At 72.3% G+C, this 14,608-nt stretch carries 12 protein-coding genes; 6 read left to right on the plus strand and 6 right to left on the minus strand.

Annotation, left to right across the window (positions count from 1 at the left end; genetic code table 11):
• Positions 1-44 precede the first annotated feature (44 nt).
• Together E6W39_RS04000 and E6W39_RS04005 are read right to left on the minus strand one after the other, a co-directional pair.
• Complete coding sequence (locus tag E6W39_RS04000) at positions 45-1,682, minus strand: amidohydrolase (protein WP_141632289.1); 1,638 nt, start codon at positions 1,680-1,682, stop codon at positions 45-47.
• A gap of 89 nt (positions 1,683-1,771) precedes the next feature.
• A complete protein-coding gene (locus tag E6W39_RS04005; RefSeq protein ID WP_141637525.1) occupies positions 1,772-3,220 on the minus strand; it encodes an APC family permease in 1,449 nt (482 codons plus the stop codon).
• Positions 3,221-3,482: 262 nt separating this feature from the next.
• On the opposite strand from E6W39_RS04005, the gene E6W39_RS04015 reads away from it, so the two are divergent.
• The 6 genes from E6W39_RS04015 to E6W39_RS04040 all read left to right on the plus strand — a co-directional run bounded on the left by E6W39_RS04015 (position 3,483) and on the right by E6W39_RS04040 (position 8,502).
• Complete coding sequence (locus E6W39_RS04015) at positions 3,483-4,211, plus strand: TetR/AcrR family transcriptional regulator (RefSeq protein WP_141632290.1); 729 nt, start codon at positions 3,483-3,485, stop codon at positions 4,209-4,211.
• Positions 4,212-4,304: 93 nt separating this feature from the next.
• Positions 4,305-5,702, plus strand: a complete 1,398-nt coding sequence (locus E6W39_RS04020; protein WP_141632291.1) for an NAD(P)/FAD-dependent oxidoreductase — start codon at positions 4,305-4,307, stop codon at positions 5,700-5,702.
• Positions 5,703-5,734: 32 nt separating this feature from the next.
• Positions 5,735-6,085: a cupin domain-containing protein gene (locus E6W39_RS04025; RefSeq protein ID WP_141637526.1), complete on the plus strand. Its 351-nt coding sequence runs from the start codon at positions 5,735-5,737 to the stop codon at positions 6,083-6,085.
• A gap of 12 nt (positions 6,086-6,097) precedes the next feature.
• Positions 6,098-7,264, plus strand: coding sequence for a flavin-dependent oxidoreductase (locus tag E6W39_RS04030; RefSeq protein ID WP_141632292.1), 1,167 nt, complete (start codon positions 6,098-6,100; stop codon positions 7,262-7,264).
• Positions 7,261-7,710: a DUF3237 domain-containing protein gene (locus E6W39_RS04035; protein WP_228717953.1), complete on the plus strand. Its 450-nt coding sequence runs from the start codon at positions 7,261-7,263 to the stop codon at positions 7,708-7,710. Before E6W39_RS04030 ends, E6W39_RS04035 begins: the two co-directional genes overlap by 4 nt.
• 51 nt (positions 7,711-7,761) lie before the next feature.
• Positions 7,762-8,502 (plus strand): VOC family protein, encoded by a 741-nt coding sequence (locus E6W39_RS04040; protein ID WP_141632294.1) that lies wholly within the window; start codon positions 7,762-7,764, stop codon positions 8,500-8,502.
• Positions 8,503-8,540: 38 nt separating this feature from the next.
• On the opposite strand, the gene E6W39_RS04045 is transcribed toward E6W39_RS04040, so the two are convergent.
• The 4 genes from E6W39_RS04045 to E6W39_RS04060 all read right to left on the minus strand — a co-directional run bounded on the left by E6W39_RS04045 (position 8,541) and on the right by E6W39_RS04060 (position 14,592).
• Entirely contained in the window at positions 8,541-10,523 is a 1,983-nt protein-coding gene (locus E6W39_RS04045) for an APC family permease (protein ID WP_407658363.1), read from the minus strand.
• A 176-nt stretch (positions 10,524-10,699) separates the two neighbouring features.
• On the minus strand, positions 10,700-12,514 hold the full coding sequence (locus tag E6W39_RS40985; protein ID WP_141637528.1) for a serine/threonine-protein kinase: 1,815 nt from the start codon (positions 12,512-12,514) through the stop codon (positions 10,700-10,702).
• A gap of 62 nt (positions 12,515-12,576) precedes the next feature.
• Complete coding sequence (locus E6W39_RS04055; protein ID WP_141632295.1) at positions 12,577-13,302, minus strand: ribonuclease H family protein; 726 nt, start codon at positions 13,300-13,302, stop codon at positions 12,577-12,579.
• Positions 13,303-13,347: 45 nt separating this feature from the next.
• Positions 13,348-14,592, minus strand: a complete 1,245-nt coding sequence (locus E6W39_RS04060; protein ID WP_141632296.1) for an FAD-dependent oxidoreductase — start codon at positions 14,590-14,592, stop codon at positions 13,348-13,350.
• Between the last annotated feature and the right edge of the window lie 16 nt (positions 14,593-14,608).

The following is a 14,608-nucleotide window of genomic DNA, read 5'->3' on the forward strand; positions in this document are numbered from 1 at the left end:
GGACCCCGTCCAGCCTCGACGAGGCCCCTGATCATGGCTCAGCCCTACTCGCCCGAATACACCAGCGCACCCCCCACATACGTCCGCAGGACCCGGGCCGCGCAGATCTCCTCCGGCGGCGCGGCGAAGAGGTCGCGGTCGAGGACCACCAGGTCCGCCAGTTGGCCGACGCGCAGGGTACCGGTGTCGTCCAGGCCGTTGACGTGCGCCGAGCCGGCCGTGTAGGCGGCGACCGCGCTGGCCAGGTCGAGGCGCTGCTCGGGGAGGAAGACCCGGTCGTCGGTGGCACCCGGTTCCGTCCGGTTGACCGCGACGTGCAGGCCGGCGATGGGGTCGGGGCTGCTGACGGGCCAGTCGCTGCCGGCCGCGAGCGTGGCGCCGGCCCGCAGCAGGGAGCCGAACGGGTACTGCCAGGCGGCGCGTTCGGGACCGAGGAAGGGGATGGTCAGTTCGTCCATCTGCGGCTCGTGGGCGGCCCACAACGGCTGGATGTTGGCGATCGCACCGAGCCGGGCGAAGCGTGGCACGTCGTCGGGGTGGACCACCTGGAGGTGCGCGAGGTGGTGCCGGGTCGCCCGGCGGCCGTTGGCGGCCCGGGCGGCCTCGACGGCGTCCAGTGCTTCGCGCACCGCGCGGTCGCCCAGGGCGTGGAAGTGCACCTGGAAGTCGAGCTCGTCCAGCGCGGTGACGTAGGAGCACAGGGCCACCGGATCCACGAAGCTCAGGCCGGAGTTGGCCGTGGCGCAGCCGCAGGCGTCCAGGTACGGGCTGCTCATGGCGGCGGTGAAGTTCTCCGCGATGCCGTCCTGCATGATCTTGACCGAGTCCGCCCGGAAACGGCCGTGGCGCAGTGCCGCCCGCCGGTCGGCCAGCTCCGGGATCTGCTCTGCGCCCCGGTCGCGGTCCCACCAGAGGGCGCCGTTGACCCTGGCCGTGAGGGAACCGTCCCGGGCGGCGGCGAGGTAGGCGTCCGAGGGGTCGGGTTGGCCGTTGAACTCGCCGAGCAGGGCGTCCTGCCAGCCGGTGATGCCGAGCGAGTGCAGCAGCGCCTGGGCGCGCAGCAGCCCGGTCAGCCGTTCGGCCGCGCTCGTCGGCGGGACGAGCCGGGCGACCAGGCCGGTGGCGCCCTCCTGAAGGACGCCGCTGGGCGTGCCGTCCGGCTCCCGCTCGATCCGGCCGTCGGCCGGGTCGGGGCTCTGCCGGGTGAGGCCGGCGAGTTCGAGCGCGCGGGTGTTGGCCCAGGCGCCGTGGTGGTCGCGGTTCAGCAGGTAGACCGGGCGGTCCGGGACCACGGAGTCGAGCAGCTGCCTGGTCGGCAGACCGCCGTCGAAGCTCTCCATCGACCAGCCACCGCCGGTGATCCACGGCCGCTCGGGGTGGCTGTCGGCGAACTCGCGGATCCGCCGCAGGTATTCGTCGACGCCGGTGGTGCCGGTGAGGTCGCACTGGGCGAGTTCCACGCCGCCGTAGACGGCGTGGATGTGCGAGTCCTGGAAGCCCGCCAGCAGCAACTTGCCGCGCAGGTCGATCACTTGGGTCTTCGGACCGATCAACTCCCGTACCTCGTCATGGCCGACGGCCGTGATCCGCTCCCCGGTCACGGCAAGGCTGCTCGCCCGGGTTCGGGCGCCGTCCCCGGTGTGGACGGGACCGTGGGTGAATACCAGGTCGGCCTGGTGCATGGAGGTGCTCCAACTGGGGTCGGCGGCCCTTGGGGAACCGCGGTTGGGAGGGGGCGGAACAGCGAACGGACAGGAGCGCGAATCGTGGGTCAGGCAGTGCCGACCGGGGCCTCGGCGACCGGTTCTATCCCGCCGGTGAAGTACGGCGAGCGGCGGTGCCAGCGGGCCCAGGCAGCGGCCAGCAGCCCGGAGCCGACCATCAGCACCGGCACGAGCAGCTCGAACCACCCGTTGTCCGCGTTGAGTTCGAAGTGGTCGGCCGAGGCGTAGAAGCTCCAGGCGAGGTATCCGCCGACGGCCAGCAGGGTGACCGCGCCCAGCAGCGGGGCGACGACCACCCGCAGCGACTCGACGGGTGAGGTGCGCAGCAGGTGCCGGAAGCGGACGGCGGCGGCGACGGCGGTGAGGGCGTAGTAGAGGGCGACCACGATGCCGATCGCGTTGACGGCGGCGGAGATCAGCGAGCTGACGGTGGGGATGACCAGCGACAGCAGGGCGAGACCGATGGCGACCGCCGTGATCAGCAGGGTGCCCGCGGCGGGGGTCTGGTGGCGCGGGTGCAGACGGGTCCAGACGGGTCCGAGGGTGCCGTCGCGGCCCATCGCGAACATGCCGCGCGCGGTGGGTACGACGGATGCCTGCAGCGAGGCGGCGGCCGAGAAGGTCAGGGCGATCAACGGCAGCGCGGCGAGCGGCTGGTGGGCGAGCCGGTTGCCGAAGTAGGTCAGGCCCTGTGCTCCGTTGCCGACCAACTCGTCTACAGGAAGCACGCGTTGGAAGGCAGCACCGGCGAGGACGAAGAGCAGCATCATCACCGTGAGGGCGATGAAGCCGCCGCGAGAGGCGTCACGCGGGTCGTGGACCTCCTCCCCCACGCTGAACACCGACTCGAACCCCCAGTAGCAGAAGACCGCGAGCACCATGCCCTGGGCGAGGGCGTGGAAGGAGGGGATACCGAACGGATCGAACCAGTCGAGCGAGAAGGGCTGGGTGCCGGCGAACAGGCCGTATCCGCAGAAGCCGAGCAGGACGGCGTACTCGAAGACCAGCAGGTACTTCTGCAGCCGGGCGGCGAGGTCGAGCCCGCGCACCGCGACCAGCGCCGAGGCGATCAGCACGACCATGCCGATGCAGGTGCACTGCAGCGTGGAGTCCGGGCTGAGGGACAGTCCCGCGACCCGGTGCACGGTGGCGGCGGCGAGCAACTGGATCACCGCCGAGCCGGTCACCGTGGTGGTGTAGGCCATGAACACGACGGTACCGAGGATGTTGACCCAGCCGGTCAGGAAGCCCAGCCACGGGTTGAGCGCGGCGCCCACCCACCGGTAGCTGCTGCCGGCGTCGGGCGCGACCCGGTTGAGCCGTCCGTAGCCGCCCGCGATGGCGAGCACGGGCAGGAAGGCGAGCAGCATGATCGCCGGCAGGTGCAGGCCGACGACGCCCGCCATCAGGCCGAGCCCGATGCCGATGCTGCTGGTGGCCGCCGTGCTGGAGGCGGCGAGTGCCATGGCGCCGCCAACGCCGAGCGACCGGGGCATCGCGGGCTCGGCGGTCGTGGAGGTGGTCGTAAAGGCGGTCGTGGAGGCGGTCGCGGAGGCGGCCGTGGAGGCGGCCGTGGAGGCGGTCGTGGAGGTGGTGCGGGTGGTTCGGGATCTCGGGTCAGGGTCCGCGTCGTTCAGCGTCTCTGCCAACGGGTCACCGCCGTCTGTGTGGGGGGAGTTCGACCGAAGGGGCCGGGTGGCAGGCCATGCAACAGGCAAGCCCTTCACACGTCAATGCCGTTGTCGTAAGGTCCCGGCCATGGCTGACCGAGTGACTCCCGAGCCGCAGCGGCGGCGCAGAAGACCCACCAAGCAGGGCACGGTCCTCTCCGAACACATCATCGTCGACACCGCCCTGCGGCTGGTCGGGCTGCACGGCGCGCAGGCGCTCACGGTCCGGCGCCTCGGCGCCGCGCTCGGCGCCGATCCGAGTGCGATCTACCGCTACTTCCGCAGTACCGACGACCTCCTGCTCGCCATCGCCGACGAGCTGATCGGCCGCGCCCAGCACGGCTGGCAGTCGACCGGCGACTGGCGGGCCGACCTTCGGGCCATCGGACTCCGCATCCACTCCGCCTACCTGGCGCACCCCCAGGCAGCCCTGCTGGCGGCCCACCGCACGACCGGGCGCGACCACGAGATCCTGGCCGTCGAGTCGATCCTCGGCGTGCTGCGATCGGCCGGCTTCCCGGATCCGGAGGCGGTGCGGATCTACCACGCCCTCGTGGACCAGAGCCTCGCCTTCGCGGCCCTCGACGCGGCGGCACTGGCCCTGCCCGCTCCCGCCCAGGCGGCCGACCTGGGCGTCTGGCAGTCCCGCTACGCCCGGCTGGACCCGGGCAGCCACCCCAACATCGCCGCCACCGCCGAACTGCTGACCGCCGACATGCGGCGCAGCGGCTACCCGTTCGCACTGGCTCTGCTGCTCGACGCGATCGCCGCCCGACTGCCCGACCGGAGCGCGGAGCGGGGGCGGCCTTCTGAGTGAGCTTATGTCAACACCATTGACGTTGAACCGGGTACGGCGGTCAGATGGCGCAACCCCCAGGCCAGCCCCTCCTTGCACCGTAGGAGTCCCGTCATGGTTGATCCCGTCCGCTCGCTCCAGGACGCCGAGCCGTTCCCCTTCTGGCTGGACGACCCGGGCCGGCCGCAGGCGGCCCCGGCCCTGGTGTCCGAGACCCGCTGCGACCTCCTGGTGGTCGGCGGCGGCTACAGCGGGCTGTGGACCGCGCTGCTCGCCAAGGAGCGGGACCCCTCGCTCGACGTCCTCCTGATCGAGGCCCAGGAGATCGGCTGGGCCGCCTCCGGCCGCAACGGCGGCTTCTGCGAGGCCAGCCTGACGCACGGCCTCGGCAACGGCTACCAGCGCTGGCCCGGTGAACTCGCCCGGTTGGAGCGGCTCGGCGCCCGGAACCTGCAGGCCATCGAGGACACCGTCAAGCGCTACGGCATCGACTGCGACTGGGAGCGCACCGGCTCCGTGACCGTGGCGACCGAGCCCTACCAGATCGAGGAACTACGGGAGTTCGCCGAACTCGCGGGTCGCTTCGGCAGCGAGCTGACGGTCCTGGACGCGGACGCCATGCGCGCCGAGATCGACTCCCCGACCTTCCTGGGCGGCGTCTGGGACAAGGACGGCGTCGCGATGGTCAACCCGGCGCGCCTCGCCTGGGGACTCAAGCAGGCCTGCCTCGGCCTCGGCGTCCGCATCCACGAGCACACCCGGGCCACCGGCCTCGCCGGATCCGGCGCCGGGATCGCCGTGCGAACCCCGTACGGGCGGGTCGTCGCGGGGCGCGTCGCCCTCGCCACCAACGCCTTCCCCTCGCTGTTGCGGCGCCACCGCCCGTACACCGTCCCGGTGTACGACTACGCGCTGATGACCGAGCCGCTGACGGACCGGCAGCTGGCCTCGATCGGCTGGCGCAACCGACAGGGATTCGCCGACAGCACCAACCGCTTCCACTACGTCCGGCTGTCCGCCGACAACCGGATCCTGTGGGGCGGCTACGACGTCGTCTACCACTACGGCGCGCGGGTGCGCGCCGAGCACGACCAGCGGCCGCAGACCTTCGCGACGCTCGCCCGGCACTTCTTCGAGACCTTCCCGCAGCTGGCGGACGTGCGGTTCAGCCACAGTTGGGGCGGCGCGATCGACACCTGCACCCGGTTCAGCGCCTTCTTCGACCTCTCGCACGGCGGCCGGGTCGCCTACGCCGCCGGCTTCACCGGCCTGGGCGTGGGTGCGACCCGTTTCGGCGCCGAGGTGATGCTCGACCTGCTGGCCGGTGAGCGCACCGAGCGGACGGCGCTGGAGATGGTCCGGCGCAAGCCGCTTCCCTTCCCGCCGGAGCCGATCCGCTCCGCAGGCATCGGGATCACCCAGTGGTCGCTCGCCCGCGCGGACGAGCGAGAAGGCCGGCGGAACCTCTGGCTGCGCACCCTCGATCGCCTCGGCCTCGGCTTCGACAGCTGACGGACCATCATTCTTCCTTGGAGACACCGGACATGACCCACAGCTTCGTCCAGCACATACCCGACGCCGAGTTGGAGCCCGAACCCCTCCCCCAGGACCAGATCCTCTCCGGTAGCCCCGAGGTCTCCGGCAAGCTCCTCTGGGAGTCGCCCGACGGCCGGTGCCTGCGCGGGATCTGGCAGATCACGCCGGGAGTGGTCACGGACACCGAGGCGGACGAGCTCTTCGTGGTGATCAGCGGCCGCGCCACCATCGAGGTCGAGGACGGCCCCACCCTCCAGGTCGGCCCGGGCGACCTCGCCGTCCTGCGCGAGGGCGACCGGACCACCTGGACCGTGCACGAGACCCTGCGCAAGGCCTACGCGATCACGCTGCACCACTGAGAGGAGAACGCTGTGCGGATCACCATCGCGGGCGCGGGCATCGGCGGACTCGCCACCGCACTCAGCCTGCACGCGGCCGGGTTCGAGGACATCACCGTGCACGAGGCCTCCCACCAGATCCGGCCGCTCGGCGTCGGAATCAACCTCCTCCCGCATGCCGTAAGGGAGTTGACCGAACTGGGCCTGGCCGGCCGGCTGGCCGCGATCGCCGTCCCCACCGCCGAGCTGGCCTACTTCAACCGGTACGGGCAGGCGATCTGGTCCGAACCGCGCGGGCTCGCTGCCGGCTACCGGTGGCCGCAGTACTCGGTCCACCGGGGTGCGCTGCAGATGCTGCTGCTCGACGCCGTCCGCGAACGCCTCGGTGCGCACGCCGTCCGGGCCGACAGCCGGATCACCGGCCTGCGCCACGACTCCGACCTCCTGATCGGCGCCGACGGCATCCACTCCGGCGTCCGGGCCGCGCTCTTCCCCGGCGAAGGGGCACCGCCGTGGAACGGGCTCGTCCTGTGGCGGGGAACGACCTTCGGCGAGCCGTTCCTGACCGGCCGGTCCATGATCATGGCCGGGTACGGCACCCAGAAGTTCGTCGCCTACCCGATCGGGGACGGGCGGCAGATCAACTGGATAGCCGAGCGGCCGCTGGGCGGGGAACCGCCGGAGCGCGGGAACTGGAACCGTCCCGCCGACCTGGCCGCCGTCGTCGGGCACTTCGCCGACTGGACGTTCGACTGGCTGAACGTGCCGGGGATGATCGCAGCAGCCGAGGCCGCCTACGAGTACCCGATGGTGGACCGCGACCCCCTCCCGCACTGGAGCAGGGACGACGTCGTCCTGCTCGGCGACGCCGCACACGCCATGTACCCCGTCGGCTCCAACGGCGCCTCCCAGGCGATCATCGACGCCCGGGTGCTCGCCCACTCGCTCGCCACGACCGGCGGGACCGCCGCCTACGAGGAGATCCGCCGCCCCGCCACCACCGCGCTCCAACTCGCCAACCGGCAGCAGGGGCCCGAGGTGGTCATGCGGCTCGCCCATGAACGGGCCCCCGGCGGCTTCGACGACATCGAGCAGGTCGTCCCCCTCGCGGAGCGCACCGCGATCGCCGCCTCCTACAAGCGCCTCGCCGGCTTCGACCCGGCCCTGCTCAACGGGCGCGCCTCCTGGAGCCTGCGGTGAACCTGGAGAGCCTGGCCACCTTCGACGTACGGCTCGAACCGGTCCTCGACCTCGGCGACTCGCACTGGGGCCGCCGCCGGGTGATCAACATCAGCGGCGGCACCTTCGAGGGAGCGCGGCTGGCCGGAGTGATCCTGCCGGGCGGAGCGGACTGGCAGGTCCTGCACCCCGACGGCACGGCCAGCATCGACGCCCGCCACACGCTGCGCACCCACGACGGCGCGTACCTCTACCTCACCACCAGCGGTGTCCGCCACGGCCCGTCCGAGGTCCTGCAGCGCCTGGCCGCGGGTGAGGAGGTGGATCCCGCCGAGTACTACTTCAGGCTCTTCTGCCGCTTCGAGACGGGTGACGACCGCTACCGCTGGCTCAACCGGACCCTTGCCGTCGCCTCGGGCGCCCGCACCGCCGGGGCCGTCCGCTACGCGGCGTTCACGATCACCTGAGGGGCGCGCGCTGCGGCTGGATGCCGTTGCGGGGTGCATAGGATCGTCGCCATGGCACTGCGACCTGTGATGGTGAACATCAAGGCTCTTGATCACTCGTCGGTCGGCCGGTTCTGGGCGCAGGCGCTCGGCTGGACTGCTCACAGCCCCGGCGTGACCACCTACGTCAGCCCCGAAAGCACCCTCGTCTGGCCGGACCCGGTCGCCCTAGGCATCGACGTCGTTCCCGTGCCGGAACCCAAGACATCAACGAAGAACCGAGTGCACCTCGATCTCGCCACCACCTCTGCGGCCCATCAGGCGGAGTTGGTCGCGCGCCTCCTGGCTCTCGGTGCGACGCCCGTCGACGTGGGCCAGGGCGAAGTGCCGTGGACGGTCCTCGCCGACCCGGAGGGCAACGAGTTCTGCGTGCTGGAACCCCGGGAGGTCTACCGGGACACCGGGCCGGTCGCCGCGGTGGTGGTCGACTGCGCGGATCCGCGGGCCATGGCCCGGTTCTGGGGCGAGGCGGTGGACTGGACCCTGCACGAGGTGACCGACGACAGTGCGGTGTTCCGCTCCGCCCGGGGCGTCGGCCCGTATCTCGAGTTCCTCCGCACGCCCGGTGTGAAGGCCGTGCCGGACCGCGTCCACCTCGACCTGCTGCCGTACCCCGGTGACGACGGGGCAGCCGAGGTGGCCCGGCTGCGGGCCCTCGGCGCCGCCGACCTCGACCTCGGCCAGGGCGACGTCCCGTGGACCTGCCTGGCCGACCCGGACGGCCACGAGTTCTGCGTCCTCGCCCTGCCCTGACTGCCCTGGCGGAGCTCGGTCGCCGTGCCTGCGCCGACCTACCCGACGTGGACGCGCGGGCGCTGGGAGCGGTCCGGCTCCGCCTCGCGCAGCACCTCACGGGTGACCGGGGCGACCTCGCCCTGGCCGAACAGGAAGAAGCCCAGCAGGTGGGCGAACGGGCTGCCCTCGGTCCACTTGAAGTAGATGTGCGGAAGCTGGCCGGTGCGGTCCCGGATGGTCAGCATCAGGGCCGCCAGCGCGTTCGGGACGCTGGCGCTCTCCAGCGACAGCAGCCGGTAGCGGCCGTACAGGACCTCGCCGTGCACGGTCAGCACCGACTCGAACTCCGACGGGTCACGAACGATCACCTCGACGAAGACCAGATCGGCGTCGGCCGGGATGTCGTGGTGCGCCTGGATCTCCCGCTTCTTCTCCTGGTAATCCGCCAGGTCGCGGTGGTGCGGCTCGTTGGCGATCAGCCGGATCGGCCGGTGAATGTAGTCCCGGACGAACCGCTCGGCGGTCTCGTCCAGCACCACGTCGGTGACCCGCAGTTCGAAGGCCCGCATGATCCGGGACAGGAAGGAGACCAGCATGATGCCTGCGATGAAGCAGGCACCGATCTTCACACCGTCCGGCCGCTCGGAGATGTTCACGGCCGTGGTGTAGACGAACACCGCCGCGATGACGGCGAAGCCGATGGTCCCCCGGCGCTGCCCGGCCTTGTGGGCGGCGATGGTGACGGCGATGGCGGCTGAGGTGATCAGCACCAGCACACCGGTCGCGTACGCGCCGCCCTGGGCGTCCACGCTCGCGTTGAAGATCCACGTCACCAGGAACGCGATCAGCGTCAGCACGATCACCATCGGCCGCACCGCCCGCGCCCAGTGCGGCGCCATGCCGTACCGGGGCAGGTACCGGGGCAGCAGGTTGAGCATGCCGGCCATCGCCGAGGCGCCCGCGAACCAGAGGATCGCGATGGTCGACAGGTCGTAGATGCTGCCGAAGGTGCTGCCGAGGTTCTGGTGGGCGAGGTACGCCAGGGCGCGGCCGTTGGCCGGTCCGCCCGTCTCGAACGCGGCCTTGGGGATCAGCACCGTGGTGATGAAGCTCGTCGTGATCAGGAACGCGCTCATGATCAGCGCGGCGGTGGTGAGCAGCTTGCGCGCTCCCCGGATCCGGCCGACGGGCCGCTCCTCGGTGTCCTCGGGGTCGCCCTCGATGTGCGGCATCACGGCGACGCCGGTCTCGAAGCCGGACAGGCCGAGCGCCAGCTTCGGGAAGACGATCAGCGACACGCCGATCATCGCGATCACGTTGCCGTGCTCGGCGGTGAGTGCGCTGGACCAGTCGGTGACCAGGGCCGGGGCCTTCAGCACGTGCCAGATCCCGTTCACCACGACGACGACGTTGAGCGCGAGGTAGATCCCGACCAGGACCACCGCCAAGCCGATCGCCTCGCTGAACCCCTTGAGGAAGACCGCGCCGAGCAGCGCGACCAGCAGCAGCGTGATCGTCACCTGCTTGCCGGACAGGGCGCTGTGCAGATGCGGGTTCTCCACCAGGTGCGCGGTCGCGTCGGCCGCCGACAGGGTGATGGTGATCATGAAGTCCGTGACCGCGAAGCCCAGCAGCGCCAGCACGAACAGCTTCCCCTGCCAGAACGACAGCAGCCGTTCCAGCATCGCGATCGAACCTTCACCGTGCGGGCTCTCATGGGCCACCCGCCGGTAGACCGGCAGCGCGCCGAACAGCGTCACGGCCACCAGCACGAGGGTCGCGACCGGCGAGAGCAGCCCGGCCGCGAGCGCCGCGATGCCGGGCTGGTAGCCGAGCGTGGAGAAGTAGTCCAGGCCGGTCAGGCACATGACCCGCCACCAGCGCTGGCCCTTCTCCTGGACCGGCGCCTCCGCATGCGGGCCCTGGTACTGCTTGGCCTGGTCGGACAGGCCCTCCAGCAGCCAGGCCCGGAACCTCACCCCGCGCGTCGACGCAGCCGCACCCGACGAACTCACCCTGCCCCCTGTCCACGTCCGCATGTCGGCGGCACCGACCGGTATCAGGTCGAAAGGCTATGCGACCGGCCCCGCCACGGTCGGTATCCGTCCGGCCCGTGTCGCCCTTTTGGGTCAGCCGTCTTTGGGTCGGCTGTCTTTGGGCTGGCCGTCTTTGGGCCTGCCGTCGGCATCCGGCACAACCGGCAAGCTGACGCCCACTACGCCTTCAGCGCGTCCATCGTGTTCTTCAGGGCGTCGTCCAGGACGACCGCCTTCGTGACGTCCTGCGTGGCCGAGCAGATGGTCGCCGACATGGTGATCTGCAGGTTGCTGTCCTGAACGATCACCTCGTACTTCCAGCATCCGTGCGTGGCTTCGAGGGAGTTCTCGTACTCCAGGGCCTGCTCGCCCAGCGGGACGCCCGGTCGGCTTCCGGAGTCGGACCGGCCCTTGATGGCGGAGCTGTACTCCCCCTGGGCGGTGGCGCGGTCCGTGGCGACGGTCGCGGAGATCTGGACGGTGGTGCCGCTGCCGCCGTACGTGGTGGTGCAGAGTGCCGTGGTCCCCTGCGCCCCCAGGCCGGCGACGGTGCCCGGTGACGGTGAGGCGGCGAGCTGGCCGAGGGCCTGCTGGAGGGTATCGGTGTCGACGTGCGGGCACAGGTTGGCCACCGGCTTGTACTGGCCCTGGAGACCGTTGCTCGCGCTGGGCGCCGAGGCGGTCGGCGACACGGTCGAGTAGTCGATCGGCCCCGACCGGGGCTTGCCGTCCTGGGAGTTGAGGACCACGGCAGTGGTCGCCGAACCGACCACCACGACCAGCGCGACGGCCGCCGCGGCCACCCGGCCGGGCCCCCTGCCCGGGCGCTTGGGCGGAGCGGCCACCGGCGGCGCCCAGCCGGGTGGGGCGCCTACCGGAGGGGCTTCGATGGGCGGGGCGCCCGCGGGCGGGGTGCCGAGGACGCGGGTCGGTGTGACGGGCGGGGGCGACCCGGCCGGGGTGGGCTCCGACGCGGCCGGGGCAGGCGGCACGGGCGGGGTGGCCGGCGCCACGGGCACGTCCCGGGCTGTGGCCGCCTGCGGCACCTCCCGCACGGTGGCGGGGTGCGGCGGCGGCGCGGCGGGCTCCGGCGCCGCGTCCAGGTTGAGCAACTCGACGGTGCGGCGGCTGATCTGGGCCATCACCGGCGCCGGGAGCCAGTCGGCGGTGAGCAGCCCGGCGGCGCCGCCCGGTGCGAGCTGCGCGGCGATCTGCTGCGGGGTCGGGCGGTTCGCCGGGTCCTTGGCCAGACAGGCCCCCACGAGGGTGCGCAGCTCACCCGTCAGTGAGCCGAGCTCCGGCTCGCCGTGGGCGACTTGGTAGAGCAGCGAGGCGGCGCTGTTCGCCTGGAACGGCCCCCGGCCGGTGGCCGCGTGGGCGAGCACCGCGCCGAGTTGGAAGACGTCGGAGGCGGGGGTGAGCGGCCCGGCCAGCACCTGCTCGGGCGACATGTAGCCGGGCGAACCGATGACCTGGCCGCTGCCGGTGAGCGACGAGGTCGCGGAACCGTCGATCGCGCGCGCGATCCCGAAGTCGATCAGCAGCGGGCCGTGCGGTGACAGCATCACATTGGACGGCTTGATGTCACGGTGGATCAGCCCGAGCCCGTGCACCGCGACCAGCGCCTCCGCGAGCCCTGCCACCAGCGCCCGAACGCCGTGCTCGGGCAGCGGGCCGAACTCCGCCACCGCCTGTGACAGTGCGGGCCCCGCGACGTACCCGGTGGCGGCCCAGGGCTCGGCCGACTCGGTGTCGGCGTCGATCACCGGCGCCGTCCAGGTGCCCCCGACCCGGCGCGCCGCGGCCACCTCGCGGCGGAACCGCGCCAGGAACTCCGGGTCCCTGGCCAGGTCCGGCCGGATCACCTTGACCGCGACCGTCCGGCCCCCGGCGGTGCGGCCGAGGTACACACAGCCCATGCCGCCCTCGCCGAGCCGCCCGAGCAGTCGGTACGAACCGACGACCGACGGATCCCCTGCCACCAACGGCCGCATGCCTGCCACCAAACTCTCCCCCGAGGGTCGTTGCCGAGCAGACTCTATCGGGGCCCGGTCCGTCAGCTGCCGCTCGGTGCCGCGCACTCCGGGTGGCCCCAGCTGCTGCCCACCTTGGTGATCGTGTCGCCCTTCGCGTAGGAGCGGGTGCAGGGGCAGGTGCCGGGGTAACGGGCGGCCAGGGTCCGCGAACCGCCCGAGGAGGCGCGCTTGGCCGCCGTTCCCGATGCGGACGCCGTCTTGGACGCGGACGCCTTTCCCGACCCGGAGCGTGCGGCGCGCGGGGCGGTGCTCGACACCGGGTCCGGCACCGGGAGGTTCTCCGCAGTGCCGGCGGCGTCCTCCTGGGTGCGGGCGGCGTCGCTGGCGGCCTTGTCGGCGATGGCGTTCAGCGGGTCGCCGTTCGCCTGGTGGGCGGGGACGTACACGAAGGTGACGTCCCGTCCCTCCAGCAGCGCGTCGATGCTCTGGATCAGCTCCTGGTTGGCCACCGGCTTGCCCGCGGCGGTCTTCCAGCCGTTGCGCTTCCAGCCCACCAGCCACTTGGTCACCGCGTCACGGGTGTAGGTGCTGTCGAGCCGCACCTCCAGGGGCAGCTCGGGATCCGTCGCACTCAGCAGCTGCCGCAGCGCCGTCAACTCGCCGATGTTGTTGGTGCTGTGGCCGAGCGCCCCGGCCGCCCAGCGCTGCGGCACTCCCGCGCCGTCCGCCACCACATAGGCCCAACCGGCCGGCCCCGGGTTGCCCTTGGCTGCTCCGTCACACGCGGCAATGACTCGTTCGCTCATGTACCGATCATGCCAGCCCGCGGCAGGTGCACCGCGCCGCCGGCCTCAGGCCTCCGGCAGCGGGGTGTCCCAGGTGAGCAGGCGCAGCAGCTCCTCGTCCACGCGCGAGGCGGGGCGCTCGGAGTCCCGGGGTGCGGGGTTCTCGGAGTCCCGGGGTGCGGGGTTCTCGGAGTCCCGGGGTGCGGCCGCGGCGGCGGGGGTGCGGCTGGCGGTGAGCTGGGCGCTGACCGCCATGTTGCGTTCGGTGCGGGGCCTGCGGTGCAGCTCGTAGCGGGCCAGGGCGGCGGCGCGGGTCGGGGCGTCGCGCAGTGCCTTGGCCAGCACGACGGCGTCCTCCAGGGCCATCGAGGCGCCCTGGCCGGTGGCCGGAGAGGCCGCGTGGGCGGCGTCGCCGAGCAGCACCGCGCGGCCGGTGTGCCAGCGCAGGCCCGGGGTGAGGTGCAGGGCGTTGGTCACCATGAGCTCGTCGCCCGTCCCCGCGACGATGTCGGCCGTCTCGGTGCGGTCGGGGCGGAGCAGCGGCAGCAGCCAGTCGCGCCACTGGCCGGGCGTCAGCTCGGCGGCCTCCTCGGCGGTCACCGGCGGCCCGGCCACTCGCGCGAACCAGAAGGTCTCACTACTCGGCGAGACCAGGTACCCGAAGGCGGCGGCGCTGCCGCGCACCATGGTGATCCGCTCCGGCACGGCGGACGGCGGCGGTGCCGCGGTGCTGTAGCCGTAGAAGACCCGCTGGCCGGCGTAGGACGGCCCGGCGGCATGGGGGTCCCCCCGGTCGGAGACTGGGCGAGGATCGAGCGACGACCGCACGGTGGAGCGCAGCCCGTCGGCGCCGATCAGCAGGTCGCCGGTGGCCGAACTGCCGTCCGCGAAGTGCGCGGTGATGTCCGTCGCGGTCTCGGTGACGGTGCGCAGGCGGGCCGCGTGCCGGATGGGGATCCCCCGCTGCCGCACCTCGGCCCGCAGCACGGTGCCCAACTCGGCGCGGCGCAGGCAGCGGTAGCGGGTCAGCGGGTGGTCGGGCTCGCCGAGTGGCATGGCGGCCAGCTCGGTGCCGGACTCGTCGACGACGTTCATGCTGGTGATCGGGAAGCCGGCGCGGGCGACCGGCTCGGCGGCGTCGAACTGGGCCAGCGCGCGCATGCCGTTGCTGGCCAGGGTGAGGAAGGCGCCGATGTCCGCTCCAGTGTCGGGGTGCGCCTCGTAGACGGTGGCGTCGAGGCCGGCCTTGTGCAGCGCCAGGGCGGCCGCCGTCCCGGCGATGCCGCCGCCGATGACCAGAATCCGCGTCAACTCACTCTCCCTCACC

The organism is Kitasatospora acidiphila, from assembly GCF_006636205.1.
GTDB classification, from domain to species: domain Bacteria; phylum Actinomycetota; class Actinomycetes; order Streptomycetales; family Streptomycetaceae; genus Kitasatospora; species Kitasatospora acidiphila.

What these genes read in the sequence shown, in the direction of transcription:
- E6W39_RS04000 (WP_141632289.1), bottom strand. Translation starts at nt 1,682, where the DNA reads ATGCACCAGGCCGACCTGGTATTCACCCACGGTCCCGTCCACACCGGG.
- E6W39_RS04005 (WP_141637525.1), bottom strand. Translation starts at nt 3,220, where the DNA reads ATGCCCCGGTCGCTCGGCGTTGGCGGCGCCATGGCACTCGCCGCCTCC.
- E6W39_RS04015 (WP_141632290.1), top strand. Translation starts at nt 3,483, where the DNA reads ATGGCTGACCGAGTGACTCCCGAGCCGCAGCGGCGGCGCAGAAGACCC.
- E6W39_RS04020 (WP_141632291.1), top strand. Translation starts at nt 4,305, where the DNA reads ATGGTTGATCCCGTCCGCTCGCTCCAGGACGCCGAGCCGTTCCCCTTC.
- E6W39_RS04025 (WP_141637526.1), top strand. Translation starts at nt 5,735, where the DNA reads ATGACCCACAGCTTCGTCCAGCACATACCCGACGCCGAGTTGGAGCCC.
- E6W39_RS04040 (WP_141632294.1), top strand. Translation starts at nt 7,762, where the DNA reads ATGGCACTGCGACCTGTGATGGTGAACATCAAGGCTCTTGATCACTCG.
- E6W39_RS04045 (WP_407658363.1), bottom strand. Translation starts at nt 10,523, where the DNA reads ATGCGGACGTGGACAGGGGGCAGGGTGAGTTCGTCGGGTGCGGCTGCG.
- E6W39_RS40985 (WP_141637528.1), bottom strand. Translation starts at nt 12,514, where the DNA reads ATGCGGCCGTTGGTGGCAGGGGATCCGTCGGTCGTCGGTTCGTACCGA.
- E6W39_RS04055 (WP_141632295.1), bottom strand. Translation starts at nt 13,302, where the DNA reads ATGAGCGAACGAGTCATTGCCGCGTGTGACGGAGCAGCCAAGGGCAAC.